At 72.7% G+C, this 26,604-nt stretch carries 18 protein-coding genes and 3 pseudogenes; 12 read left to right on the top strand and 9 right to left on the bottom strand.

Features of this window, described 5'->3' with window-relative positions:
* Nucleotides 1-41: 41 nt before the first annotated feature.
* From AC5L3X_RS34085 to AC5L3X_RS34095, 3 genes are read right to left on the bottom strand one after another with little or no spacing between them, the layout of a single operon-like run.
* Nucleotides 42-944: a carbohydrate ABC transporter permease gene (locus AC5L3X_RS34085; RefSeq protein WP_494862529.1), complete on the bottom strand. Its 903-nt coding sequence runs from the start codon at nucleotides 942-944 to the stop codon at nucleotides 42-44.
* Nucleotides 945-946: 2 nt separating this feature from the next.
* Entirely contained in the window at nucleotides 947-1,858 is a 912-nt protein-coding gene (locus tag AC5L3X_RS34090) for a carbohydrate ABC transporter permease (protein ID WP_494862531.1), read from the bottom strand.
* Nucleotides 1,855-3,201, bottom strand: a complete 1,347-nt coding sequence (locus AC5L3X_RS34095; protein WP_494862533.1) for an extracellular solute-binding protein — start codon at nucleotides 3,199-3,201, stop codon at nucleotides 1,855-1,857. The genes AC5L3X_RS34090 and AC5L3X_RS34095 overlap by 4 nt, the downstream gene beginning before the upstream one ends.
* 352 nt (nucleotides 3,202-3,553) lie before the next feature.
* Between AC5L3X_RS34095 and AC5L3X_RS34100 the strand changes: the two genes are divergently transcribed.
* From AC5L3X_RS34100 to AC5L3X_RS34125, 6 genes are all read left to right on the top strand, one after another.
* Complete coding sequence (locus tag AC5L3X_RS34100; protein ID WP_494862534.1) at nucleotides 3,554-6,088, top strand: glycoside hydrolase family 3 N-terminal domain-containing protein; 2,535 nt, start codon at nucleotides 3,554-3,556, stop codon at nucleotides 6,086-6,088.
* Nucleotides 6,072-7,124 (top strand): LacI family DNA-binding transcriptional regulator, encoded by a 1,053-nt coding sequence (locus tag AC5L3X_RS34105; RefSeq protein WP_494862535.1) that lies wholly within the window; start codon nucleotides 6,072-6,074, stop codon nucleotides 7,122-7,124. Before AC5L3X_RS34100 ends, AC5L3X_RS34105 begins: the two co-directional genes overlap by 17 nt.
* 103 nt (nucleotides 7,125-7,227) lie before the next feature.
* Entirely contained in the window at nucleotides 7,228-8,928 is a 1,701-nt protein-coding gene (locus tag AC5L3X_RS34110; protein ID WP_494862537.1) for an amidohydrolase family protein, read from the top strand.
* A gap of 223 nt (nucleotides 8,929-9,151) precedes the next feature.
* Nucleotides 9,152-10,486 carry a hypothetical protein gene (locus AC5L3X_RS34115; RefSeq protein WP_494862539.1) on the top strand — a complete coding sequence of 445 codons (1,335 nt, stop codon included), beginning with the start codon at nucleotides 9,152-9,154 and terminating at the stop codon, nucleotides 10,484-10,486.
* A 112-nt stretch (nucleotides 10,487-10,598) separates the two neighbouring features.
* Entirely contained in the window at nucleotides 10,599-10,931 is a 333-nt protein-coding gene (locus AC5L3X_RS34120; protein ID WP_494862541.1) for a hypothetical protein, read from the top strand.
* A gap of 48 nt (nucleotides 10,932-10,979) precedes the next feature.
* Nucleotides 10,980-11,846, top strand: coding sequence for an exodeoxyribonuclease III (locus tag AC5L3X_RS34125; RefSeq protein ID WP_494862542.1), 867 nt, complete (start codon nucleotides 10,980-10,982; stop codon nucleotides 11,844-11,846).
* Between the two features lie 13 nt (nucleotides 11,847-11,859).
* On the opposite strand, the gene AC5L3X_RS34130 is transcribed toward AC5L3X_RS34125, so the two are convergent.
* Nucleotides 11,860-12,831: an FkbM family methyltransferase gene (locus AC5L3X_RS34130; RefSeq protein WP_494862544.1), complete on the bottom strand. Its 972-nt coding sequence runs from the start codon at nucleotides 12,829-12,831 to the stop codon at nucleotides 11,860-11,862.
* 194 nt (nucleotides 12,832-13,025) lie between these two features.
* Between AC5L3X_RS34130 and AC5L3X_RS34135 the strand changes: the two are divergent.
* The 3 genes and pseudogenes from AC5L3X_RS34135 to AC5L3X_RS34145 all read left to right on the top strand — a co-directional run.
* Nucleotides 13,026-14,873: pseudogene (locus AC5L3X_RS34135) on the top strand (nSTAND1 domain-containing NTPase); the annotation flags it as partial.
* A gap of 337 nt (nucleotides 14,874-15,210) precedes the next feature.
* Nucleotides 15,211-16,284, top strand: a pseudogene (locus AC5L3X_RS34140) (WD40 repeat domain-containing protein); the annotation flags it as partial.
* A gap of 43 nt (nucleotides 16,285-16,327) precedes the next feature.
* Complete coding sequence (locus AC5L3X_RS34145) at nucleotides 16,328-16,543, top strand: WD40 repeat domain-containing protein (protein WP_494862580.1); 216 nt, start codon at nucleotides 16,328-16,330, stop codon at nucleotides 16,541-16,543.
* A 55-nt stretch (nucleotides 16,544-16,598) separates the two neighbouring features.
* Here AC5L3X_RS34145 and AC5L3X_RS34150 read toward each other — a convergent pair whose 3' ends face one another.
* The 4 genes from AC5L3X_RS34150 to AC5L3X_RS34165 form a co-directional block, all read right to left on the bottom strand.
* On the bottom strand, nucleotides 16,599-17,687 hold the full coding sequence (locus AC5L3X_RS34150; RefSeq protein WP_494862546.1) for a hypothetical protein: 1,089 nt from the start codon (nucleotides 17,685-17,687) through the stop codon (nucleotides 16,599-16,601).
* A gap of 78 nt (nucleotides 17,688-17,765) precedes the next feature.
* Entirely contained in the window at nucleotides 17,766-18,278 is a 513-nt protein-coding gene (locus AC5L3X_RS34155; protein ID WP_494862547.1) for a hypothetical protein, read from the bottom strand.
* A gap of 162 nt (nucleotides 18,279-18,440) precedes the next feature.
* Nucleotides 18,441-19,505, bottom strand: coding sequence for a cobalamin B12-binding domain-containing protein (locus tag AC5L3X_RS34160; protein ID WP_494862549.1), 1,065 nt, complete (start codon nucleotides 19,503-19,505; stop codon nucleotides 18,441-18,443).
* A complete protein-coding gene (locus tag AC5L3X_RS34165) occupies nucleotides 19,502-21,112 on the bottom strand; it encodes a PP2C family protein-serine/threonine phosphatase (protein WP_494862550.1) in 1,611 nt (536 codons plus the stop codon). The genes AC5L3X_RS34160 and AC5L3X_RS34165 overlap by 4 nt, the downstream gene beginning before the upstream one ends.
* A 238-nt stretch (nucleotides 21,113-21,350) precedes the next feature.
* Here AC5L3X_RS34165 and AC5L3X_RS34170 point away from each other — a divergent pair, with 238 nt between their 5' ends.
* Complete coding sequence (locus AC5L3X_RS34170) at nucleotides 21,351-22,220, top strand: LLM class F420-dependent oxidoreductase (protein ID WP_494862552.1); 870 nt, start codon at nucleotides 21,351-21,353, stop codon at nucleotides 22,218-22,220.
* A gap of 45 nt (nucleotides 22,221-22,265) precedes the next feature.
* On the opposite strand, the gene AC5L3X_RS34175 is transcribed toward AC5L3X_RS34170, so the two are convergent.
* The gene (locus tag AC5L3X_RS34175) at nucleotides 22,266-24,842 is read right to left on the bottom strand and encodes a M14 family zinc carboxypeptidase (protein WP_494862553.1); all 2,577 of its coding nucleotides are present in this window, start codon (nucleotides 24,840-24,842) and stop codon (nucleotides 22,266-22,268) included.
* A 472-nt stretch (nucleotides 24,843-25,314) separates the two neighbouring features.
* Between AC5L3X_RS34175 and AC5L3X_RS34180 the strand changes: the two genes are divergently transcribed.
* Complete coding sequence (locus tag AC5L3X_RS34180; RefSeq protein WP_189123900.1) at nucleotides 25,315-25,830, top strand: NUDIX domain-containing protein; 516 nt, start codon at nucleotides 25,315-25,317, stop codon at nucleotides 25,828-25,830.
* Between the two features lie 50 nt (nucleotides 25,831-25,880).
* Nucleotides 25,881-26,540, top strand: a pseudogene (locus AC5L3X_RS34185) (carbohydrate kinase family protein); the annotation flags it as partial.
* Nucleotides 26,541-26,604 lie beyond the last annotated feature (64 nt).

A 26,604-nucleotide genomic window follows, 5' to 3' on the forward strand; every position in this document is an offset into this window, starting at 1 on the left:
ACTTGACGCGACCGGCAAGACCCAGCCGGACCGCGAGGGCGTCACTTGCTGAAGCCGACGGTCAGGCCGCTGACGAGCTGGCGGCGGCCCACCACGTAGAGCAGCAGGATGGGCATCGTGGTGAGGACGACGGAGGCGAGCACGGCCGGCACGTTCACGCTGTACTGCCCCTGGAAGGTCCACAGGGCGAGCGGCAGGGTCCGCTTGCCGGGGCTCTGCGTGAGGATCAGCGGCAGCAGGAACCCGTTCCAGATGGTCAGCGCGTTGTAGATCGACACCGTCACCACGGCCGGCCGGGTGAGCGGGAACGCCAGCCGCCAGAGCGTCATCCACTCGGTCGCGCCGTCCATCCGCATCGACTCGAACAGCTCCCTGGGCACGTCGCGGATGAAGTTCGACAGCACCAGCACCGACAGCGGGATCGCGAAGGCGATCGACGGCAGGATCAGGGCCAGCAGGGAGTCGTAGAGCTGCAGCCGGATGATGATCAGGTAGACGGGGATGATCGTGGCCTGGAGCGGGATGGCCAGGCCCATGAGGAAGAGGCCGTTCACCGAGCGCAGGAACCTGCCGGAGCCGCCCCGCACGATCGCGAAGGCCGCCATGAAGGAGATCACGACCGCGGGGACCACCGCGCCGACGGTGGTGATGAGGCTGTTGAGGAAGTACAGCGGGAAGTCCGACTCGATGACCAGCTGGTAGTTGCGCAGGGTCGGCTCGCCGGACGGCACCAGCGGGTTGGTCGCGTAGTAGGTGCTCTGCGACTTGAAGCTGGTGATGACGATCCAGTAGATCGGCACGATCACGACCGCCAGCCAGAGCCAGCCGGCCAGACCGGCCGGCCAGTTGCGGCGACCGGTGGCCGGGCCGCGCCGGGCGTGCCGGGCGTGTCTGGGCGGCCGGGCGGCGGGCCGCTTGGACCGGGTCGTCAGCGTCGTCTGCATGGTCAGGCGCCTTCCAGCTGGCTGTGGGCGGCGTCGCGGCCGCCGAGCCGGCGCAGCAGCAGCGCCAGGACGAGGCCGACGAGGACGAGGATGACGGCGATCGCGCTGGCCGGGCCCATGAGGTTGGCCTGGAAGCCCCGTTTGTACATGTCCAGGGCGAGCACCCGGGTGGTGTCCCCCGGACCGCCCGCGGTCAGCACGAAGATCAGGTCGAAGAAGGTCAGCGAGCCGACGACCATGAGGGTCGAGGACGTGATGATCGTGTACTTCAGCTGCGGCAGGGTGATGCTGAAGAACTTGCGGACCCGCCCGGCGCCGTCGAGCTCGGCGGCCTCGTACATGGAGCGGGGGATCTGCCGTACGCCGCCCTGGTAGATCAGCGCGTGGAACGGGATGAACTGCCACGACACCACGAAGATCACCACGCTGAAGGCGAGGACGGGCTCGCCGAGCCAGTCCTGGACGAGCAGGGGGATCCCGAGCCCCGCGCCCAGCCCGAAGTTGGGATCGAGCAGCGCCTTGTAGGTGATCGCGATGGCCGCCGAGCTGAGCAGCAGCGGGATGAAGTACAGCACCGACAGGAAGGCGCGGTAGCGCTGGTCACCGGCCAGGAACGTGCCCAGCAGGATGCTCGCCGGCGTCTGGACGGCCCAGGAGGCGGCCATCACCAGGAACGTCACCCACAGCGCGTGCGGCAGCTGCGGGTCGGCGAGCACGGCCCGCCAGCTGTCGAGACCGGTGAAGCCGATGTCGCCGAGCCCGTCCCACGAGGTGAAGCTGAGCACGAGGACTCCGGCCAGCGGGATCAGGCCGAACCCGGTGAAGAGGACCAGGGCCGGCACGGCCAGCCACGCGAGCGAGCCGGAGCGGCCCGCTCGCGAGGCGGCCGTGGCGGAGGTCGCGACCGTGCTCACTTGCCGATGACCGCGTTCATGTTCGTGGCGAACTCCTTCGGCGAGATCGACAGCTGGAACAGCTTGGAGATGTTGTCCAGCAGCACCTCGGCGGCGGTCGGGCTGAGCGCCTGGTCCCAGGACTGGGCGAACGACTTGGCGTTGACGGCGATGCCGTAGACGAACTTCAGGAATTCGGCGTCCTCGGCGCTGGCGAACGCGCTGTCGGCGCCCTTGACGATCGGCACCGCGCCGGTCCCGACCCACTCCTTGACCGCCTGGTCGCCCATCAGCTCGGTGGCGAAGAACTTCTTGGCGATCTCCTTCTGCTCGGGGGTCGCCTGGGAGGAGATCGACATGTACTGGCCGGGGTTGCCGACGGTGTTGCTGGGGTCGCCCTTGCCGCCGTCGATCGGCGGGAAGTTCATGTAGCCGAGGTGGCCGCCGGAGACGAAGTCGCCCCCGTCCTGCTTCATGCCGCCGTAGGTCCAGCCGCCGTGCAGCATCATCGCGGCCTTGCCGGTGTAGAGCAGCGCCTGGTCGGCGTTGGAGTCGGCGGTGATCGACGAGAAGCCCTTGATGAACCCGTCGGCCTTGACCAGCTCCTGCACCTTGCCGAGGGCGTCGATGGCGATCGGGTTGTTCCAGGCGTCCTTCTCCTCGTCGAACACGGCCTGGAACACCTCGGGTCCGCCCATGCGGTCGAAGAGGAACTCCAGCCACATCATGTTGGTCCAGCGTGACTGCCCGCCGAGTGAGAACGGCGCGATGCCCTTGGCGTTGAACTTGGGGACCAGGTCCATGATGTCGCCCCAGGTCTGGGGCGGCTGCGCGCCGATCTTCTCGAAGGCCTGCTTGTTGTAGTAGAGGACGATCGGCTGCATCGTCTCGCAGGGCATCGCGTAGATCTTGCCGTCGATGGTGGCGGCGCCGAAGGAGGAGGGGAACAACCGGTCCTTGAGGGCGGTGTTCTGGTCGAACCACGAGGTGAGGTCCTCGACCTGGCCGGCCTGCACGTAGCTGCGCAGGCCGCCGCCGCCCCAGCCCCAGATCAGTGTGGGCGCCTGGCCGGCGCCGATCGCCGTCTTGATCTTCGTCTTGAAGGCGTCGTTCTGGAGGATCGTCCCGACGATCTTGCCGTTGGGGTTGGCCGCGTTGAACCGTTCCATGGTCCTGGTGCGCACGCCTTCCTGCGGCTGGACCGACAGGTACCAGTAGGTGGCGGTGGCGCCACCCCCGCCACCGCTCGGGCCGCCACCGGGTCTGGTCGGTCCCGAGGTGCCGCACGCCGCGAGCGCGGCTCCGAGCGGCAGGCCCATCGAGAGGCTGAGGAACGTACGGCGGGATGTTGTCCTGGACTCCACGCTGATCTCCGTACTCGAATGCCGGGGGCGGGCCGCGGCGCGTTGATCATCGGTTGCGGTGGCCGGCGGTCATGGATCAGCACCCCCCGATGCCGTTCCTCCCATCGTCTGAGCAGGTCTCGAAACTTTTCCGAAATGACCGCGCGGCACGTCAATCTAGATTTCGGCCCTTGGCCTGTCAACCCCCTGCGGGGACACGAATTCGGCTCGGCGCAGGGCAGGTCGTTGAGGTACCCTCGCATGGGCGCTTAGCTGGTTATCCAGGCCAGGGACAGTCCTTCGGCCAGGCCACCCGACAGCGCCGAAACATTGCGAAACATGTGTCAGGAACCGTCTGCTAAGGAGACCAACAATGACGGCACTCGATCGGATCCCCGCCGCGGGACAGGACCTACGCCCTTGGCAGGACCCGGCGCTTCCCGTGGCCGACCGGGTGGAGGCCCTGCTGGCGGAGATGACGCTGGAGGAGAAGGTCGCCCAGCTCGGCAGCCTGTGGGTGGGCAACCACACGCAGGCCGGCGACGGACCGGCCGATGCCTCCCTTGACGGCACGGGACTTGACAGCCCCGGAGCTGACGGCACCGGACCTGACGGCACGGGACTTGACGGCACCGGCTCCGAGGCCGATGGGACGCCGAGCGTGGCGCCGGCGCAGGACACCTTCGGGGCGTTCGGGGCGCTCCCCTTCGAGGAGGCCGTCCGCCACGGGCTCGGCCACCTGACCCGCGTGTTCGGCAGCAGGCCGGTGACCGTGTCGGAGGGCGCCGCGGAGCTGGTCCGGCTCCAGCGCTCGGTCGTCGAGGGCTCCCGGCTCGGCATCCCCGCGCTCGCCCACGAGGAGTGCCTCACCGGCTTCACCACCTACGGCGCGACCGTCTATCCCGCGGCCATCGCCTGGGGCGCGACGTTCGACCCCGAGCTGGTGGAGCGGATGGCCTCCGCCATCGGCCGCGACATGCGCGCGGTGGGCGTGCACCAGGGCCTGTCCCCGGTGCTGGACGTGGTCCGCGACTACCGCTGGGGCAGGGTCGAGGAGACCATGGGCGAGGATCCGTACCTCGTCACGATGCTCGGCGCGGCCTACGTCCGGGGGCTGGAGAGCGCCGGGATCATCGCCACCCTCAAGCACCTCGCCGGCTACTCCGCCTCGCGCGCGGCCCGCAACCACGGCCCCGTCCCGATGGGACGGCGCGAGCTGATGGACCTGATCCTGCCGCCGTTCGAGACGGCCATCACCGAGGCCGGGGCTCGCTCGGTGATGAACTCCTACTCCGACGTGGACGGCGTCCCGGCCGCCGTCGACTCCTGGCTGCTGACCGACCTGCTGCGCGAGGAGTGGGGGTTCACCGGCACCGTCGTCTCCGACTACTGGGCGGTGCCGTTCCTCGCGACGACGCACGGGGTCGCCGCGGACACGGAGGACGCCGGCGTCCAGGCGCTCACCGCGGGCCTCGACGTGGAGCTCCCCGACACCCGCGGCTTCGGCCGGCACCTGGCCGACCGAGTACGCCGGGGCGAACTGCCGGAGTCCCTGGTGGACCGGGCGGCGCGCCGCCTGCTCACCCAGAAGGCGCAGCTCGGGCTGCTCGACCGGGATTGGACCCCCGAGGGGTCGGTCGCCGCGGCCGGCGAGGTGGACCTCGACTCGCCGGCCAACCGCGCGCTGGCCCGCGAACTGGCCGAGCGCTCCGTCGTCCTGCTCGACGCAGGCACGGCGTTGCCCCTGCTCGGGGAGGGCCGCCCGGCTCCGCGCCGGGTCGCCGTGGTCGGTCCCGGCGCGGCCGAGCCGCGCACCTTCATGGGCTGCTACGCCTTCCCCAACCACGTGCTGCCCCGCCACCCCGGCCTCGGGCTCGGCATCGACGCGCCCAGCGTGCTCGACGCCCTGCGGGCCGAGCTGCCCGGCACCGAGATCGTCCACGAACGGGGCTGCGACATCCGGGACGACGACCGCTCGGGCTTCGCCGCCGCGACGGACGCGGCCCGCGACGCGGACGTGTGCGTCGCCGTCGTGGGCGACCTCGCGGGCATGTTCGGGCAGGGGACCTCGGGTGAGGGCTGCGACGCCGAGCACCTCCGGCTGCCCGGGGCGCAGGAGGACCTGCTGGCCGCCCTCGCCGCCACGGGCACGCCGCTCGTCGTGGTCGTCGTCTCGGGCCGCCCGTACGCGATGGGCGACACACACGCCCGGGCCGCGGCGCTCGTGCAGGCGTTCATGCCTGGTGAGGAGGGCGGAGGGGCGATCGCCGGTATACTTTCCGGACGTGTCCAGCCCGCAGGCAAGCTGCCCGTGCAAATCCCCCGCCGGCCGGGCGGCCAGCCGGGCACCTATCTGCAGCCGCCCCTCGGCAACGACAGCCAGGGCATCAGCAACCTCGACCCGACCCCCCTGTTCCCGTTCGGCCACGGCGCCTCCTACACCACCTTCGACGTCGGCGACCTGCGCGTCAGCGACACCGAGGTGCCCACCGACGGCGAGTTCACCGTGTCGGTCCGCGTTCGCAACACCGGCGGCAGAGCGGGTGAGGAGGTCGTCCAGCTCTATCTGCGCGACGTCCTCGCCCAGGTCACCCGGCCGGTGAGGCAGCTGACCGGCTTCGCGCGGGTCCGGCTGGAGCCCGGCGCGAGCACCGAGGTGAGCTTCCGCGTCCACGCCGACCGCACCGCCTTCACCGGCCGCGACCTGCGCCGGATCGTCGAGCCGGGCGACCTCGACATACTCGTCGGCACGTCCGCGGCCGACCTGCCCTGCCGCGCCGGCATCCGGCTGACCGGCCCGACGCGGGTCGTCGGCCACGGCCGGCGGCTCGTCACGCCCGTGTACGTGGGTTCGTCGCCGGGCTCCGCCGCCCGGCGACAGGAGGGAAGAGATGCAGGCCAGTCCTAGACGCACCACGCTGGCCACCGTCGCGGCCTCGGCCGGGGTGTCCGTCGCGACCGTCTCCAAGGTGCTCAACGGCCGCAGCGACGTCGCGCCGGCGACCCGCTCGCTGGTGCAGTCGCTGCTGCGGCAGCACGACTACGTCGCGCCGTCACCGCGCCGGGCCGAGGCCACCCCGTCCGGCACGATCGAGGTGCAGTTCGACACCGACCTCAACGCCTACTCCTCCGAGATCATCCAGGGTGCGGTGGAGGCCGGCGCCGAGGTCGGCGTCGGGGTCGTGGTCAGCATCCGCAAGGACACCGACCGCACCGCCGCCTGGGCCCGCGACCTGGTCGCCGCCGGTCGTCAGGCGCTGATCGCGGTCACCAGCGAGCTGACCTCGGGCCAGTTGGCCGCCTTGTCCCGGGCCCGGCTGCCGCTGGTCGTGATCGACCCGCTCAACCTGCCGCGCGCCCCCGTGACCAGCGTCGGCTCGACCAACTTCGCCGGCGGCCTGGCCGCGACCCACCACCTGCTCTCCCTCGGGCACCGGCGCATCGCCTACATCGGCGGCCCGGCGACGGCCGCCTGCAACCAGGCCCGCCTGCACGGCTACCGCGCCGCCATGGAGGCCGAGGGAGTGCCCGTGCCGCCGGGCTACGTGCAGACGGGGCACTTCCGCTACCCCGACGGCGTGGCGGGCGGCGCCACCCTGCTCGACCTGCCCGAGGCGCCGACGGCGATCTTCGCGGGCAGTGACGAGACCGCCCTCGGCGTCATCGAGGCGGCCCGGGCGCGCGGCCTGCGCATCCCCGAGGACCTCAGCCTCGTGGGCTTCGACGACACCCAGATCGCCCGGATGGCCTCGCCGCCCCTGACCACGGTCCGCCAGCCCCTGCGGGAGATGGGCCGGGTCGCCCTGCGCACCGCGATGCGGCTGGCGGCCGGCGAGCAGGTCGACTCCCATCACGTCGAGCTCGCCACCGAGCTGGTCGTACGAGGATCGACCGCCCCCGCGTCGGCCACGTCGGGCGGGCGGCCCGGACACCGGGGAGCGTGACGCGGGTCGATCACGGAGCCCCCGAGCGCCTGATTCGGCAAGATTGATGAGATGCCCTCATGTTTGGGCCTTGTAGGGGGGCCGGCGGGGGCGGATGCTGGCGATGGATCCGGTACCCCCCGTCCAGTGTGAGGTGTCCGTGATATCTCCCCGCCCCCTCGCCCACCGCCTCGCCCGTCAGGCGGTCGCCGTCGTCCTCATCCTGTCCGCCTCGCTGGTCTCGCTGGCCTCACAGGCCTCGCAGGCGGAAACCGTCGCGGCGGCCCCGCCGAAGGCCGTCGCGGCAACCCCGCCGCAGGCCGGTGCGACCGCCGGCGGCGACGTCCGCGGGTTCGTCGACGCGCACAGTCACCTGTTCTCCTACGAGGCGTTCGGCGGCAGCCTGATGTGCGGCAGGCCGTTCCACGCCGAGGGCATCGCCAAGGCCCTGACGGACTGCGCCGACCACCACCCCAACGGCGAACTGGCCTGGTTCGAGAACTTCACCCGCACCGGCTCGCCGACCGGCACCCACGACCCGGTGGGCTGGCCCACCTTCCGCGACTGGCCGGCGCACGACTCGCTCACCCACCAGCAGGCGTACTACACATGGGTGGAGCGGGCCTGGCGGGGCGGGCTGCGGATCATGGTCAACCACCTGGTGGCCAACCGCCAGCTGTGCGCGATCTACCCGCTTAAGAAGAACTCCTGCGACGAGATGAGCTCGATCAGGCTCCAGGCTCAGCGGGCCCGCGAAATGCAGGACCACATCGACGCCGAGCACGGCGGTCCCGGCCTGGGCTGGTTCCGGATCGTGCGCGACGCGGCCGAGGCCAGGCGCACGGCCGAAGCCGGCAAGCTCGCCGTCGTCCTCGGGATCGAGACCTCCGAGCCGTTCGGCTGCCGCCAGACCCTCGGCATCCCGCACTGCACCAAGGGGCAGATCGACCGCGGCCTGGACGAGATGTACGAGCTCGGCGTCCGCAGCATGTTCGTCTGCCACAAGTACGACAACGCCCTGTGCGGGGTCCGCTTCGACTCCGGCACCCAGGGTGCCATCGTCAACCTGGGCAACTTCCTCAGCGGCGGCTCCTTCTGGAAGGCGCGCACCTGCACCGGGCCCTATCACGACAACCCGATCGAACCCGGCGGAATCCTGCCCGACCAGCTCGCGGGACTGCTGCCCCCCGGCATCTCGCTGCCGGTCTATCCCCCCGCTCCCCACTGCAACACCAAGGGCCTGACCTCCCTCGGGGAGTACATGGTCCAGGGGCTGATGCGACGGGGCATGCTCGTGGAGGTCGACCACATGAGCGTGAAGGCCGCCGACCGCACGCTCGGCATCCTCGAAGCGGCCGGCTACCCCGGCGTGATCTCCTCCCACAGCTGGACCGACCCGGGCTACTTCGACCGGATCTACGCCCTCGGTGGCATGATCACGCAGTACGGGCATGACGCGTCGCACTTCGTCGCCGAGTGGCGCCGCACCGAGCCGCTCAGGCAGGCGCGCCAGATCACCGGGTACGGCTACGGCCTGGACGTCAACGGCATGGGCCAACTGCCCGGCCCTCGCGCCGGCAACTCCGCCGACCCGGTCACGTACCCGTTCGCCTCCTTCGACGGAAGCGTGACCCTGGACCGGCAGCGGACCGGGCAACGGGTCTGGGACGTCAACACCGACGGGGTCGCCAACTACGGCCTGGTGCCCGACTGGATCGAGGACATGCGGATCATCGCGGGCCCGGACCTCGTGCGGGACCTGGCGGCCGGCGCCGAATCCTACCTGCGCACCTGGGAGGCGGCCACGGCCCGCGCCCGGCGATGAGCCACCCTGCCACGTTCCGTGACGTCGCGGCACCGGGTCCGCACGGTGCGGTGGCAGGCTGAAGGAGCGCGCCGCCGGCCCTTGCGGGCGATGGGCCGGAGCGCCCCGCGCGCCCCGACGCGGCCGGCGGCCGGCGCGATGGCCAGATGATCTAGGTTTGACGTTCGGTTCCGGCCAGGGCTTGGATGATCGCCCATGAGCCGGTGTGCGCCGAAGGAGGCCGATGAAGCCGTTACGCGTGGTCGCGGGGGTCGTGGTGGCGGTGGTCGTGGCGGCGGGGGCCGTGGCGGCGGGGGTCGCGGTGTCGCCGTCGCTGTGGGACGGCGACGACGGGAAGCCCGTCCGCGACCAGCTGCCGGTCGCGCCCCTGGTGGTGCGGAAGAACATGTGGCTGGACTCCCAGGGGGCGGTCGTCGAGGAGCTTCCCGACCGCTGCGAGGACAGCCGATACCCGTACTTCTGCCAGCGGGTGCGGACGGAGGTCGGCGCGCACGACGAGCGGCTGCTCGCCGGCGGCGGCCTGACCATCAGGACGACGATCGACCAGGCGATGCAGGAGGCGTCGCAGCGGGCCGTGGACGACCACGTCCACCGCGACGATCCGCAGGTCGCCGGCCAGGCGATGGTCGTCCCGGGCAGCGGTGAGATCAGGGCCATGGCCACCAGCAGGGGCACCGGCGACCCGAGCGGTCTCCAGCAGGGCAGTACGGCGATGGCCTACACCCTGGCCGCCGCGTTCGAGAACGGCATGCGGTCGGAGGACGGCTTCGCCGTCTCCGGCGAGTACCGGATGCCCGGCTTCGCGGCGTTCAGGAACTGCCAGGACGTGAAGGTCGGCGATCCGACCCACCAGGTCGTCGACCCGCGGCGAGCCGACCGGTTCCACACCCTGCGGTCGGGCACCCGGGAGACGGTCCCCACCTTCTTCATGAAGCTGGAGGAGAGGGTCGGCCTGTGCGAGACGGTGCGGATGGCGCGGCGGCTCGGCCTCGGCCGCGCCGACGGCCATCCCCTGGCCGAGTACGCGACCTTCACGCTCGGCATCAACGAGGTGGAGCCGGTCTCGGTGGCCACCTCCTACGCCACCCTCGCCGCCCGCGGCCGGCACTGCGCCCCGATGGCGGTCACCGAGATCCGCGACGGCTCCGGCGCCGCGCGCTCCTTCGTCCCGCGCTGCCGGCAGGTGCTGGACCCGGCGGTCGCCGACGCGGTGACCGGCGTGCTGGCCGACGCGGCCGGGGACGCGGTCAAGGGCCTCGGCCGTGACGCGGCGGGCCTGCCGGGGACGGTCGACGCCCACGCCGCCGCCTGGTACGCGGGCTACACCCCGGCTCTGGCCTCGGCGGTCGGCGTCGGTGATCCTCGCGGCGGCTTCCGGCACCCGCTGACCGACGTGACCATCGGCGGCCGCCGCTACTCCAGCGTGCCCGGCAGCTCGATCCCTGCCCACATCTGGACGGACTCCATGACCACGGCGGTGCGCGGCACCGAGGAGGCGGCGTTCGTGAAGCCGGATGCCGGTCGGTTCGGCGGCTGCCGCGAAGCCTACGCGAAGTGACGGCTCCGAGGTCCCGAGAGCTTCGAGCCCGTGGAGAGTAGCATCACCGAGTGACACTTCCGCTACCGGCGGTGACCGGTGCGGGCGCATCCATTCGGAGAGGGGCTCAACCATGGCACAGGACTTCAGCAGGCTCCCGCAGCCTCAGTCGGTGCGGCTCATCGACTTCGACGAGGCGAAGGTCGTACCCGGGATCGTTCCCGGCACGTTCATCCTGATCGTGAGCGGCGAGAAGCCCTACCAGAACATGAAGGTCCGGCTCTCGCCGCTGGTGTACGTCCAGCGGCCGGAATACTGGGGCATCGAGGTCATCGGGATGCTTCCCGGCATCGGCCTACCCGCGCTGGCGCCGTACACGGAGTCGCTGCCGCTCGACAGCGTCCTCGGCACCAAGGGGATCGAGGTCATCGGCGCGACCACCCGCGAGACGTTCGACGTCCCGTAACCCTCTCCGCACCGCGTCCCGCGCGGGAAGTGGTGGCAGGCTGGAGAGATGCGCCTGGCGACGTGGAACGTCAACTCGGTCAAGGCACGGCTGCCCCGGCTGGTCGACTGGCTGGCCGGGGTCCGGCCCGACGTGGTCTGCCTGCAGGAGACGAAGTGCGCCGCCGGCGGCTTCCCCGTCGAGCAGGTGGGTGAGCTCGGATACGCCGTCGCGGCCCACGGTGACGGCCGGTGGAACGGCGTCGCGCTGCTGTCCAGGGTGGGCCTGGACGAGGTGTCGCGCGGCTTTCCCGGCGAGCCGGGCTTCGACGCGCTCGCCGACGGCGTGCCCCCGGAGTCGCCGGAGACCGGCGCGGGCTCGACACCGCCCGAGGCGCGGGCGGGCGGCACGGGCGCGGCGCCGCCCGAGGCGCGGGCGATCGGCGCCACCTGCGGCGGGCTGCGGGTGTGGTCGTTGTACGCGCCGAACGGGCGCACGGTCGATTCGCCGCACTACCGGTACAAGCTGGCCTGGTTCGCGGCGTTCCGGGAGGCGCTGGAGAGCGAGCTGGCGACGGGAAGCCCGCTGGTGGCCTGCGGCGACTACAACGTGGCGCCGACCGACGCGGACGTCTGGGATCCCGCGCAGTTCGCCGGCTCGACCCACGTCACCCCGGCCGAGCGGCAGGCGCTGGCCGGGCTCAGGGAGCTGGGGCTGCGCGACGTGGTGCCGACGGCCATGAAGGGCCCGCACCCGTTCACCTACTGGGACTACCGGGCGGGCATGTTCCACCAGAACAAGGGCATGCGCATCGACCTCGTGTACGCCGCCGCGGGGGTCGCCGGCCGGGTGCGTTCGGCGTACGTGGATCGCGAGGCCCGCAAGGGCAAGGCGCCGTCCGACCACGCGCCGATCGTCGTCGACCTCGACCTCTGACGGTGCCGGGCGTTCAGCCGAGGTCCAGGTCGTGCCACTGCCGGACGGCCTCCAGGTGGTCGGGCCGGCCGATCGCCACGAGGTTGGAGCGGTAGAGGCCGATCGCGCCGGGACTGTCGAGGTCGGCTTGCGCGCACGGCCGCAGGACGCCGTCCAGCTCGTCCACCAGGAAGACCCACCGATAGTGGGCGAAGACGAGGTCGAGCAGTTCGCTCGCGTCGCAGCCGCAGTTCGCCTGGAGCTCGGGGTGCAGCTCGAACAGCAGCGTCGGTGAGGCGGCCAGGGCCTGGGTCGCGCCGCGCAGCACGAAGCCCTCGTAACCCTCGACGTCGATCTTGACGAGGTCGGGCGGGGCGAGGCCGCGGTCGGCGAGGTAGGCGTCGATCGACGTCATGGGCACGGTGATCGTCTCCACGGGCGTCCCGACGTTCGCCGCGGCGGCCGAGTGTTTGCCGGACTGCTCGCCCGACAGGTGCACGGTCAGCTCACCGGGTGAGTCACCGACGGCCATCGGTTCCACGCTCACGCGGCCGGTCAGCTCGTTGCGCTCCACGTTGCGTCGCAGGTAGGCGAGGTTCTCCGGGACCGGCTCGAAGGCGACCAGCCGGCCACCCGGCGCGACCCGCGCGGCACCGGTGCAGGCGTAGACGCCGATGTTCGCCCCGACGTCGACGATGGAGTGACTGACCGAGGCCAGCCGCTCGAAGACGCCGACCTCGAACTCCTCGTAGTAGCCCCCCGAGACCGACGGCATGATCGTGGCGTCCCACACCGGGCCGGTCAGCACCACCCCCCGGTAACGCGCCTCCATGTCCCGATCGCCGGTGGCGACGCCGAGGCGGAAGACGGCGTGGTAGATCCGGTTGACCAGGGGGAAACGCCGGACGCTGCGACCGCGCAGCAGGACGCGGGCCGGTCGGCTCCTGTTCGCCGCCCTCGCCGCGCGCATCAGCCCGATGGCGACCCTTCTCCGCACTCGCTTCATTGACATGGTCATGGTGTGCAGTTTGATCGAGTCTCCGGCGCATAGGGGCGGACAATCGAGCAAATTGTTCTCCTTTCTTGAGAATCGCCCTACCCGATAACTGCATGGCGATTCGATCACCTTGCGGGTATTTCTCACCCTGGATACGTTGAACGTCCTCCGGCTCTTTCGCAGCCGAGCAAGGGAGGGCCCGGATGGGGCGCCGTGAGTCACCCGTCGATCCCGGAGCGGGCCCGGTCCAGCGTTTCGCGTACGAACTGCGGAAGCTGCGCCGGGAGGCCGGCGGCATCACCTATCGGGAGATGGCCAGGCGGGCCGGCTACGCGGTCACCACGCTCTCCCAGGCCGCCGCCGGCGACCGGCTGGCGTCGCTTCCGGTCGTGGCCGCGTACGTGAAGGCGTGTGGCGGCGACGTCGCCGAGTGGGAGCTGCGCTGGCGGCAGGTCGCCGAGGAGATCCTGCCCGAAGCGAGCGACGAGGACGACGCCGGCTCTCCCTACCCGGGACTGGCCCGCTACGAGACGGGCGACAGCGAGCGGTTCTTCGGGCGGGACCGGCTCGTCGAGGAACTGCTGGCGCTGGTGCGGCGGCGGCGCTTCGCGGCGCTGTTCGGCCCGTCGGGCAGCGGCAAGTCCTCGCTGTTGCGGGCCGGGCTGGTGGCCGCCGTACGGCAGGGGCGGCTCGACGAGCCCGTGCGTTCGGTCCAGGTGCTCACACCGGGCAGGCGGCCGATGGCGGCCCACGCCGCCCGGCTGTCCGCCAGGCAGGACGCGCTGTGGGTGGTCGACCAGTTCGAGGAGCTGTTCACGCTCTGCCGGGACCCGGCCGAGCGGGCCGAGTTCATCGACCTGTTGCTGACGGCCCGCGACCCGGACAGCCGGGTGCGGGCCGTCATCGCCGTCCGGGCCGACTTCTACGGGCACTGCGCCGGGCACCGCCCGCTGACCGAGGCGCTGCGTGACGCGAACCTGCTGGTGGGGCCGATGGACCGCGACGATCTGCGGGAGGCGATCGTCAAGCCGGCCATGGCGCGGGGGCTGATCGTGGAGCGGGCGCTGACCGCCGAGGTCATGGAGGACGTGCTCGGCGAACCTGGCGGCCTGCCACTGATGTCGCACGCGCTGCTGGAGACGTGGCGGCGCCGGCAGGGCAAGATGCTGACGCTGGAGGGTTACCGGCGGGCCGGCGGCGTGCGCGGCGCCGTCACGGCCACCGCCGAGGAGGTCTACAGCGGGCTGTCTCCCGTCCAGGCCGCGCACGCGCGGCGCATCCTGCTGCGGCTGGTCGATCCCGGCGAACGGGACACCCGGCGGCCCGCCGCGCCGGCCGAGCTCGACCCTGACGGGTCACCCGAGGCGGCCCGGGTGATCCGCCGGCTGGCCGACGCCCGGCTGCTGACGTTGCACGAGGACTCGGCCGAGATCGCGCACGAGGCGCTGATCGCCTCCTGGCCCCGGCTGCGCGGCTGGATCGAGGAGGAACGCGACCTGCTGCGCGCCCAGCGAGCGCTCACCGAGGCGGCGGCCACGTGGGACGAGCTGGGACGCGATCCCGGCGCGCTGTTCCGGGGCGCGCGCCTCGCGGCCGCCGACCGGCTGCGCTCACGGCAGGCGGAGCTGACCCCGTTGGAGCGCGACTTCCTCACCGCCTCCGCCGGGGCGGCGGCCCGCCGCGGCAGGCTGGCGCGGGCCGCCGTCGCCGTGCTGGTCGTGCTGAGCGTCGTGGCGTCGGCGGCGGCCGTGATCGCGGTCAACGTGGCCGGTACGGCCGAGCGCGAGCGGCGCAACGCGGAGACGCGGCGTCAGGAGGTTCTGTCGAGGTTCGTGACGAACGAGAGCGAAGAACACTCCGCCACGGATCCCGTTCTCGCCGGGCTGCTGGCCGCCGCCGCGTGGCGGATCACGCCCACCGGCGAGGCCCGCCACCGGATGCTCGACACGATCGCCACCTCCCTGCGGCACGTGCTGGCCGGGCACACCGGCGACGGCGCGACGCTGTTCAGCCCGGACGGCAGGCTGCTGGCCACCGCCGACGACACCACCGTCCGGCTGTGGGAGACCGCCTCCGGACGTCTCGTCGGCGCTTTCGAGACCGGTCACGTCCGGGCCGCCGCCGCGATGGCGTTCAGTCCGGACGGCCGGGTCCTGCTCACGCCGGGCCCCAAGGGGGCGGTGCTGTGGGACACCGCGACGGCCCGCCCCGCGGGCCCGCCGCTGACGCGTCCGGGAGAGTCCGGTCCGGTGCTCGCGGTGGCGTTCAGCCCGGACGGCACGACCCCTGGCGACCAGCGGCGAGAACAGCACGGCCGGTCTGTGGCACACGGCCACCGGCCGGCAGATCGGCGACCTCGTCCACAGCCGCACCTTCTTCCGCGGGCCGATGGCCTTCTCCCCCGACGGCAGGCTGCTGGCCACCGCCAACGGCGACCAGGCGACGCTGTGGGACACCGCCACCGGCCGGGCGGCCGGCGAGCCGGTGAAGCACGCCCTCGCCTCGGCGGTCGCGTTCACGCCGGACGGGCACCAGCTGGCCGTAGGCGGCGTCCACGGCATCGGTTTCTGGGACGTCGCCACCCGCCGCCCGCTGGGCGCCCCGCTGGCCGCCCGCGGCACGGTCTGGGGCCTGGCGTTCAGTCCCAACGGCAGGACGCTGGCCGGCGGCGACCGCGACGGCGGATTGCGGCTGTGGGACGCGACCGCCCTGCGGCCGGGCGGCGCCCCGCTCACCGGTCACGCCGAGCCGGTCAAGGCGCTGAGGTTCGGCCCGGACGGCGCGCGGCTGACCACCGCCGGGCAGGACGGGAGCGTGCGGTTCTGGCGCACCGCCACCTACGGGCAGGCCGGCGCCCCGGTGCCCGGCCGCAGCGGCACCACCTGGAACGTCGCCTTCAGCCCGGACGGCAGGACCCTGGCCGGCGCCGACGGCGACCGGGGCCCGCGGCTGTGGGACGTCGCCACCGGCCGCCCGGCCGCGGTCCCGCTCACCGGCAACACCGGCTCCGTGGAAGCGGTCGCGTTCAGCCCCGACGGCAGGACCCTGGCCGGCGGCGGCCGGGACAAGAGCGTGCGGCTGTGGGACGTGGCCAGCGGCCGCCCGCGCGGCACGCTCCTGACCGGCGCCGACGGCACCCTGTGGGACCTCGCCTTCAGCCGCGACGGCACGACCCTGGCCGGAGCGTACGACAACGGTGTCGTGTGCCTGTGGGACGTCGCCACCGGCCGCCCGCTCGGCCCCCCGCTGGCCGGGCCGGTCGACGCGGTCACCGCGATCGCCTTCAGCCCCGATGGCCGGACCCTGGCCGGCGGGATCGTTGACGGCGACATACAGCTGTGGGACGTCGCCACCCGCCGCGCGTCCGGCGCGCCCCTGACCGGACACACCGGCACCGTGTGGGATCTCACCTTCGGCCCGGACGGCGCGACCCTGGCCAGCGGCGGCGGCGACGGCCACCTGCGGCTGTGGGACGTGGCCACCGGCCGCCCCCTCGGCCCCCCCGCTGGCCGGTCACTCCCCCTCCGTCACGGCGGTGGCCTTCGGCCCGGACGGCACGACCCTGGCCAGCGGCGGCAGCGACGGCACGGCCCGGCTGTGGAACGTGGCCATGCCCGCGGAGCCGGAGCGGTCGGTCTGCGCGATCGCCGGACGCCCCCTCACCCGGGCCGAATGGGCGCTGTACCTGCGCGGCGAGCCGTACCAGGACATCTGCCGGTGACGACCCGGAACCGGGCTCGGCTCCGCGCCAGGCTCGGGGTGCGGCTCGGCCGGGCTCAGGACCATTGGAGGGTGCGGTCGGGACGGAGCAGGACGAGGCGGCCGTCGGCCGTGTAGGCCGCGGACGAGACGCCCGCGTACCTGGCCAGCGTCCGCCCGGCCCGGTCGAGCACTTCGGCGCCGCCCCCGTGGACGACGACGAACCGGGCGCCGGACGGGTCGGCGCGGACCTGCGCCTCGTCCCGCACGTCACGGGCCCACGTCCGCGCGCCGGTGGCGTCGACCCCGCGGACGGCGGTGAACGCCCTGCCGTGCTCGTCCTTCCAGCGGGCGATGAGCGCGGCACTCTCCCTGCCGGCCGCGCACTCGCCGGCCAGGTCCAGGTCCGTGGTGATCGGTACGGTGCGATGGCGCCGCAGCACCAGCCGGGGCGCGTCCCCCACGAGCACGGCCAGCTCGCCTCCGTTCGCGACGCAGGCCCCCCACGCGCCCCCGGCGGGACGCGTGCCCGCCAGGCGTCGCCAGCCGCGCCGGTCGTGCCCGAACCACAGCACCTCGTCCGAGGTCACCGCCAGCGCGGTGGTGCCGTCCGGATCCTCGCTCCACGCCACTCCGGCCGCGTCGCGGACGGGCACCAGCTCGGGCGGGCCGGCCGGGCGCGTCAGGCGCAGCCGGCCCGCGCCGACGGCGGGCCCCTCGGCGAGCACGGCGTCGGAGGGAGCGCGGGCCGTCAGGACCCGCCGGACGGAGGAGGCGGACTCCGCGAAGGCGCGCGGGCCCGCCGGGGTGGGTCGCCAGGGTTCCGGGTCGGGCCCGGCGGGCGACCAGGTCCCCGAGAAGACGACGTCCGGGCAGCGCGCCAGGCAGACGGGCTCCGCGCCGCTGTGGAACGCCGTACGGTCCCGCCAGATCTGCCGCCCCGTCCGGTCGAGGCCGAAGAACGACTCCGCCACCGGATCCAGGACGACGACCCCTCCGGGGGACGCGTCCACCAGCACCGGCGCGTTCATCGCGGTGTTCACCGGAGCGTTCACCGGAGCGTTCCCGGCGGCCGGCCGCTCCGGCGGGCCGGTCGCGCAGCCGGCGACCGTCAGCCCGGCCGCCAGCCCTACCGCCAGCAGCGCGGCCGTGGTTCTGGACATCATGTTCGCCTCCGGCTTCTCGACGGGATGGCGAGCGGATGCCGGGCCCCCCAGCCCGGCATCCTTCTCGTCACTTCCGGATCAGACGCTGTTGGTACGGCCGGAGCACCTGGGGTCGTCGCCACGGCGGTCGAAGACGAACGAGAAGTCGGCGTGCACCTTGGCCCTGCGCGGCGCCGCCTCCTTCAACGAGATCCCGCCGGTGCCCTTCTTGATGTTGTCTCCCGAGACCCAGCGCCAGAGCGTCCGGTCGGCCCGGCCGTTGAGGTGTTCGCGGATGCGCAGGGTGACGTTGTTCCGGTTCCTGAGGCCGGGGCCGGCCAGGTACCAGTTCATCCGGTTGAAGATGTCGTTGCGGCCCTTGGTGTAGTAGTAGGCCTTGAGGTTGCCGTAGTTGCCGCGGGCGGCTCGGCAGGTGCCGCTGATGTTCCCCATCGCCGCGCCCACCGCGGTCGTACCGGTGTGCGAGGCCTTGCTCGCGGTGGCCGTGCTCGCGGTGGCCGTGCTCGCGGTGGCCGTGCCGCCCGCGACCGTCAGGCCGCCCAGCGCGACCAGTGCCGCGGTGCCTGTGGTGATCATGTGCTTGCGCATCATGGTGCCGTTTCCTTCCCGGTTCGTCCCGCCGGTCGCGGGATCCGAGATCAGGTCTAACGGCCGGAGAATTGTTCGGCAGGCCCCCTCACCAGAGAAAACAAACAACCGGTTCGCCGGCGAGGTCGCCGGGCAGGCTCACGCCGACCCGGCCGCCCGGCTCTCCTAGGCGCGCAGCGCGGCTCGCGCGTGCGCCAGCGTGGCGGTGGCGCGGGGGAACTCGGTGAGCCGGCTCGCGATCAGGTCCAGCGCGGGATGGAGGACGCTCGCGGGGACGCCGCGGGCCGTGAGGATGCCGGCCATCCAGGTGAGGAAGCCGCCGAACAGCTCGGGGTCGTTCAGGTAGAGCGCGGTCGCGAGGAAGTCGACAAGGTGGGCGATGTCCTCGGCGGTGTGGCGGCGCTGCTGGGCGGTGTAGCGCGCCATCTCCGGGACGCGCTGTTCCAGCTCGCTCATGACGTGCCTGACCAGCCGCGAGGCCGACCGGGTGACCAGGGTGTACTCCTGGTCGTCCAGGTGCGGCAGATCGTCGGTGGAGTGGCGGCTCGCCGGTGCGACGGCGGGCAGGTCACCGTCCAGGCGGTCGGCGGCGGCGCGCGCGTCGGGGGCCCAGGCGTCGGCTCCCAGCAGGCGGGCGTAGCGGCCGTCCGGGCCGAAGGCGGCCCCGCCGACCAGCACCGGCGTGCCCGTCGCCTGGCAGGCCGTGATGGCGGCGTGCGCGGCGGGCAGCCGGGTGGCGATCGAGCTCGACAGCGCCACCGCGTCGGGGCCGGTGCGGTGCAGGTGCGCGATCAGGTGCGGGGTGGGCACCTGGGCGCCGAGGTGGTCGACCCGCCAGCCGCGCAGCCGCAGCACCTCGGCCAGCAGCCGGGCGGGGAGCCCGTGCCACTCGCCGTCGACGCACGCCACGGTGATCCTGCCCCGGCCCGGTTCGGCGCGCGCCGCGTCGCGCGTGGCGGGGTGGAGGGCCAGCGCGGCGATCACGCGTTCGTTCACGGCGGTCGCGGAGTGCTCCTGCGCGACCGTGATCCGGTTGGCGGCCCACTCCTGGCCGACGCGCGCCTGGACCCGGGCGACGACCTCGATCAGCAGGGTCTCCATGTCGACGCCGTGGTCGAGGGCGGCCAGGGCGGCGTCGGTGGCCGCGTACTCGTCACCGGCCACGGCCGCCTGCCAGAGGTCGTCCGTCCAGGTCGTGAAGTCGTCGTTGCGCTGCGCGACGTCGGTCAAGGGATCTGCCTCTCCTGGCCGGTCGTCCGGGCCGGGCGGGCCGGGCGGGCCGCGGTGATGGCGATGACGGCCATGTCGTCGTGGTCGCCGTCGCCCGCCCACTGGGACGCCAGCATCTGCACGCGTTCGGCGAGCGCCTCGGGCGGCATGCCGGCGCACTGCGCGAGCTCCTCGCGCAGCCGCCGCTCGCCGAACATCTCGTCGCCCAGCGGGCCGCCCCTCGCCTCGGTGATCCCGTCGGTGTAGAGGACGCAGGTCTCTCCGGGGTCGAGCAGCACGGTGTCGGTCGTGCTGGTGATGGTCTCCAGCATCCCGATCAGGGTGCCGCCGGTGCGGGCCGCCTCGACCCGGCCGTCGGCCCGTACGATCAGCGGCGGCGGGTGTCCGGCGCCGGTCAGCCGGAGCGACACCCGCGTGCCCACGCGTCGCGCCGAGGCCAGCACGAGCGTGACGAACAGCGACCGGTCGCCGCTCAGCAGCGCGCCGTTCAGCAGTTCGAGCACCCGGTGGTGGTCGTCGGCCATCGGCAGCAGCGCCTGCAGCGTGTTGCGGATCTTGCCGGTGAGCACGGCGGCCTCCAGGCCCTTGCCGCACACGTCGCCGAGCACGATCAGCGACTCCCCACCCTCCTCCGGGGCGGGGTGCAGGTCGTAGAAGTCGCCGCCGACGCGCTCGCTGAGCCCGGAGGGCCGATAGCGGGCGGCCAGCTCCACGCCGTCCAGGTGCCGCGTCCGGGGCGGCAGCAGCTCCCGCATCAGGGTCTCGGTGATGGACGCCTGCTCGGCGTACAGGCGTGCCGCCGACATCGCCGCGCCGGCCCGGGCGGAGAACAGCCGGGCGGCCACCTCCTCGCCCTCGGAGAAGCCTGCCTGTCCTGAGCGCCGCAGCAGCACCAGCGCGCCCGCCGACACGCCGTGGCCCGGGAGCGCGGTCACCACCATGGAGCCCAGCTCGCCCAGCCCCTCGCGGGCCAGCCAGCCGGGGGCGGCGGCGGGGTCGATCCAGCGTGAGGGCATCGGCGGGAACCCCTGCAGCGCCTCGGCGAGGCCGGGCACCTCGTGGGGGTCCACGGCCAGTTGCTCACGGACCACGCGGCCGTCGGGGCCGCAGTAGGCGACGGGATACCGGCGTCCGGCCAGGGGAAGGATCACCAGCGCGGCGTCGGCCAGGTACCGCGTGGCCAGGCGCGCGACCACCTCCGTGCAGCGGTCGAGGTTGAGGGACGCCAGCAGTTCGTTGGACGCGTCGACGAGGAACGCGGTGCGTTCTCTCTCCACCCGTAGCGCCTCGGCGACCCGTTCGTCGTCGGTGCGCTCGGTCAGCCACCACACCACCCCGTCGTGGTCGTCGTCGCGGACGGGCCGCGCCTCGAACACGCGATCCCCGATCGGTCCGCGCACCGGGCCGGAACCGGTTTCCTCGACGAGCCAGGCCGGTGCGACGGCGGCCAGCGCCACTCCGGGGGCGGCTTCGGGGAGGATCAGCCGGGCCGGCTCGTTGAGCTGCTCGATGACGCCGTCGGCGTCGGCCACCAGCACCGGATGCGGCGCGGCCCGCCACACCGCACCGGTCGCCTCGCGGCCCAGCCCGCTCGTCAGCCCAGCCACAACAGCGAGCCCGCGCGGGGCCCTGCCTCCCTTGACGACATATCAGCTTTTACTAGGGTCAAGCTCCCATTCTAGTCGAGTATCCCGTTCTGCCGGTGAAGGCGGGGCCTGAGGCGGAGGGCGAATGACCCACATTTCACGAAACACGGGCCCGGCCCAGGGCGGTCGCTCGCGGACGGGCGGGACCACCCGGGCCATGATGGTCGGCGAGTTCGCCAGCACGTGACGGGAGCCATGCATGCGGATCGGTGTCGTCTTTCCCCAGACCGAGATCGGGGCGGACGCGGGCGCGGTGCGCGCCTACGGCCAAGCGGTCGAGGAGCTCGGTTTCCAGCACGTCATGGCCTTCGACCACGTCGTCGGGGCCGACCCGGAGGTGCACCAGGGCTGGCAGGGGCCCTACGACGTGCGGAGCACCTTCCACGAGCCGATGGTGCTCTTCGGCTACCTCGCCGCGCTGACCTCGCTGGACCTGGTCACCTCCATCATCATCCTGCCCCAGCGCCAGACGGCCCTGGTGGCCAAGCAGGCGGCCGAGGTCGACCTGCTCAGCGGCGGACGGCTGCGGCTGGGCGTGGGGCTCGGCTGGAACAGGGTCGAGTACGAGGCGCTCGGCCAGGACTTCACCACCCGGGGCAGGCGGATCGAGGAGCAGGTCGCGTTGCTGCGCCGGCTGTGGACCGAGCCGTCGATCACGTTCGACGGCGCCTACGAGAAGGTGACCGGAGCGGGGCTGGCTCCCCTGCCGGTGCAGCGGCCCATCCCCCTCTGGTTCGGCGCCTTCTCGCCTCCGGCGTACCGCCGGGCCGGGCGGCTGGCCGACGGCTGGTTCCCGCAGATGTCCCCGGGTCCCGAACTTGACGAGGCCAAGGCGATCGTGGACGGGGCCGCCGCCGAGGCCGGCCGCGACCCCGCCACGCTCGGCATGGAGGGCCGGGTCAGCTGGACGGGCAGCCCGGAGGCGCTGGCCGACCTGGCCGGCCGGTGGCGGGAGGCCGGCGCCACCCACCTCGCCGTCAACACCATGGGCGCCGGCCTCGGCTCGGTCGACGGCCACCTGACCGCGCTGGCGCTCGCCGCCGAGATGCTCGGCCTGGGCAAGGGCTGACGCCCGCGGGCCGGTGACCTGGTCACCGGCCCGCGGCGCCGGCGGTCAGGGCGTGGTGACGGCCGGGGCGGTCACCGAGGCCGACCAGTACAACGCCCTCGCCACCTGCGGGAACAACCCCTTGGGGTGGTTACGGAACATCGGCTCGGTGCCGAACAGCACCACGGCCGCGCCCCGCTCGTCGCGCCCGCTGACCACGGCCGCCTGGTTCCTGGCCGCGTCCTGGCCGCCGGTCCCGTTGGCGTTGGGCCGCCAGTGGCCGGAGACCAGCGGCCCGTCGGCCGCGTACGACTGCTCGACCGTGACCTCGGGGCCGAGCCCGGTGAACCAGCGCGGCGAGTAGACGAACGAGTGCTCCGGCGAGCCGTTGCCGACGGGACCGGCCGACGAGGTGACCCGCACGACCCCGTTGGCGTCACCGCGCCCGGCGACCGCCGTCGCGGTGAGCAGCCCGGCGGCGGCGTTGAAGGTCGCGCCGGTGCCGCCCCGGGTGACCACGCCACCGGTGGCGAGGAACCCGTCGAGCGCCGCCCGGGCCGCCGGGTTGAGCGCCGCGTGGCTCAGCCCGCTGGAGACGAAGAGCACGTCGATATCGCTCCAGTCGAAGCCGGCGTTCAGGACCGCGGTGGAGACCGGGGTGACGGCGAAGCCCAGCTCACGCAGCGTGAACAGCTCGTCGGCGGAGACGGCCGCGGCGATCCGCACCGGGGAGAGCGGGGTGCCCGTCGCCGGGCCGGCCGGGGTGAACGCCACGCCGTACGTGCCGGACACCGTCCTGGCGGCGGCGCGCGCGGCGGCCGGCACGATCGCGGCGCCGTCACTCGTCCAGGTCACCGCCACGCCCTGGGCCAGCAGCTCGTTCAGCGCCAGCACCTCCTTGGCGTCGGTCACCTTGAGCGCCAGCGGCCCGGGAGCCTTCGGGACCGAGCCGGTCGGGGCGGCCGCCTTGACCGGCTCGCCGCTCACGCGGAGGGAGCCCGTGGTGACGGTGTCGACGGTGGCGCCCCAGATCAGGGCGTGGCTCCAGCCGGAGATGTCGTACATCGCGTCGACCCTGGGCGAGATGTCGGCGCCGGGCTCCAGCATCACGTTGGCCAGCCCGCGCTTGGGCTGGTGCATGTCCACGACGTACGAGCCGGCCGGGTAGGTCTTCCCGTTCAGCGCGAACGCCCGCCTCGCCCGCTCCACCCTGACGTCGTTGGCGACCAGATGGTCCACCAGGCGCGCGGCGGCCGTGGCCGAGCGCTGCCCGGCGCCCGCCGGGATCACGTACGCCCGGGGGTAGGTGGTGGTGTAGACGTCCTCGGGGCCGAAGCCGGGCACGATGCCGAGCGGCACGGTTTTGGCCGGCTCGCCCGCCGCGCCGCGCCGGAAGACCTCGATCTGGTCCGCGATCAGCTGGTCGCGCCGGTCCCGTACGAAGCCGTGCGTCGCCCGGATGGCGGCGGCGGCGATCTCGGTGTTGATCGCCGAGCGGCGGCGCAGCTCCTCGGCGGGCAGGTTGGTGTAGTCGGAGCCGTTGACCCGCAGCGGGATCTCGACGGTGTGCGAGGCGACCGCGCCCTGGAACGGCGCGTACTGCGGGGTGAAGATCGGCGGCCAGTCGTCCCAGCCCTCCGGGGAGTCGCGGAACGGGATCTGCGGCGGGAACACCCCGTCGGCCTCGGGCGTGTGCCCCAGCGCCTTGACCGCGGCCTCCATGCCGAGCCCGTTGGCGTAGGTGTTCCTGATGAACAGGTCGTACTCGTAGTTGGCGCCGTGCGGCGGCGTGGTGGGCTCGATGAGCGTGCCGTTGACGTACCCGTGCAGGTCGACCATGGCGACGGGCTGGGTGTCGATCATCACCTGGCGCATCGCCCGGACCTCGGGCTGCGAGGCGGTGACGAAGTCACGGTTCAGGTCGAAGCCGGCGCCGTTGGCGCGCACGCCGTTGAACCGGCCGTCGGGGTTGGCGGTGACGTTGACGTACAGCCGGGTGCGGCCGAGCAGGTCGGCGACCTTGGGGTCGGTGCTGGTGGCCAGCTCCTCGATCACCCGCAGGGAGGCGTCGGTGCCCTCCCACTCGTTGCCGTGGATGTTGCCGTTGACGAAGATCGGCGCCTTGTACTTCCTCGCCAGCCCGCGGTCGCGGGCGGCGGCGGCCGGGTCGTTCTCGATGCGCTCGCGGATCCGGTCCTGCTCACGGGCCTCGGCGCGGCTCTCCGGCGCGGTGACGGTCACCAGGTAGAGGTCGCGGCCCTGGTGCGTGCGGCCGATGACCTCCACGCTCACCCGCCTGCTCCGCTTCTGCAGGTCGTTCAGCCTGGGCGCGATGCCGTGGTACGGCACCAGGCCGAGCTTGATGGAGGCGTCGGCGGGGTTCTCCGCGGGCACCGGAAGCAGGGTCTGCCGGGGATACCCGCGGTCGCGGTCGGGAGCGTGCCGGAACGGCTCCTCGGCGGGGGCGCGGAGCGCCTCGGCCCGTTCGGAGACGCCGGCCGCCTCCTCGCTCCGCTCGGGACCGTTGCCGAAGTCCCGGACGGCGGGGGTGGGTGGCGCGACCGGATCGGCGGCCGCCGTCCCGGGAGGGAGAAGGAGAACGGCCGAGACGGCGACGCTCAGGAGGGCGATGGGTAAACGCAAGAGGACCTCCACGGGAGAAGTGCGTCTCGTACGCAACGATCTGGACGGATCCGGCACAAGATGCCGTGATCAGAGCGACGCACAATCCATGCCAATCCGTCACAGAACGCCGCCGCATCGGCGTCCGCGTGTCACCGCCGGCGCCGGCCGGGGACGCCGCCGGGTCCCGGCCTCGGCATCCCGCGATCAGCCGCGTGGCCTCCGGTTCCACCCCGGCGGACCACCGGCCGCACCGATGAGTTCGGCCTCACAGGAGAAATGAACATAAAACATATTCTGGCCATCATTATTTACGGGACTAGCCCGCGGGCGCATTTGCCGTGATACTGGATCCAACGATCCACTACCGGCCGCGTCAATAGCACAAAGGGCGGGCGAACCAGCGCGTTCGGGTCCCCCAAGAAAAGAATGGCCGCTAAGGTTGGCGCACTGGCGCGCTTTTGGTGTTCGTTATTCGGCAGAGGGTGGGGCCATGGCAGACCGGCGCTCTAACGGCCTCGCTGAGGCCGATCCACCGACCTGCGGCCAGCTCCGCGTCACCTTCGTGCAGAAGGCCTTCATGGTCGCCGAAGGCCGGCTCCTGCTGGTGCGCAAATCGGCGGCCGATCCCTACCATCCGGGGCTGTGGGAGGTGCCGGGAGGGCGCATGCAGCCCGCCGAGGGGCTGGACGAGCACATCGTACGAGAAGTGCGCGAAGAGTCCGGGATCGACATAGAGCCAGGCCCGCCCTTCCACATCTGGGACTGGGAAATGCGGGGCGACGACCATTCCCGCGTCCGGGCGATCGCGGTGGGCCGCATCTGCAGGCCGCTTTCCCGACGCCTGTCGACCGCGCGTCAGGTGCCCGGCGACCACATCAGCGCGGTGCGCTGGGTCCCCCACGACGAGATCGCCGACCACCCTCTCATCCCCGGAATGGACCTGGCGGTGGAGCAGTTCCTGCTCCTGTACAAAGGGCGCCGCGCTGATTGGCCGCTCTACCCTTGACCGCCGACCCGCCTCATTCAGCGAGCCGCGCCCCCCGATTCAGCCTGACGGTGGTCGGCGAGATCCGCGTGGACATCCGCGTGCGGCTGGATTCGCTGCGGTTCGGCGAGATCGACACGGACCAGTTGCGTTATTCGCCGGTGCAGATCACGCCCGCGGGCGTCGCACTCGGCCTCGCCCGGCAGGCGGTGCGCTATTTCGACCGCGTCGAGTTGATCGCCAGGATCGGCCGTGACGAGTTCACCGAGACGATCCTGGCCGAGCTCGCCGAGCTGGGGATCGAGTGCCGGCTGACCTTCGTCGAGGGCGCGTCGACGGGCCGGGTCCTGGTGGTGCGGGATGCGGCGCCGCGGGACGGCGTGCGCCTCATGGTCTCCGAGCCGCTGTCCGACGCGCAGGTGCTGAGCCCGGCGGATGTGCGCACGGCGAGCCGGGCGGTCGCGTCGGCCGACGTCCTCTTCCTGACCGGCTACGAGCTCCTCTATCCGCGGTCCGCCGAGGCCGTGCACGAAGCGGCCGCCATCGCCAGATCACATGGCACCCTGGTCTGCGTCGACATGGTGCCCCACGACATCCACCTGCGGCTGGACTCACGGCTGCTGCTGTCGACGCTCCGGCTGGCCGACATCGTCGTCGGCGAGGCCGGGACCCTGGCGAGCCTGGTCGGCGAGAGCTGCGCGTCGCCCGCCCACCTGCTCCCTCATCTCGACCGCGCCCTGGACGATCACCCCGTGTGGCTGATCCGATCGGGCTCCGGCAACGTGAGCCGATCCA

This window comes from Nonomuraea sp. CX421 (assembly GCF_059358955.1).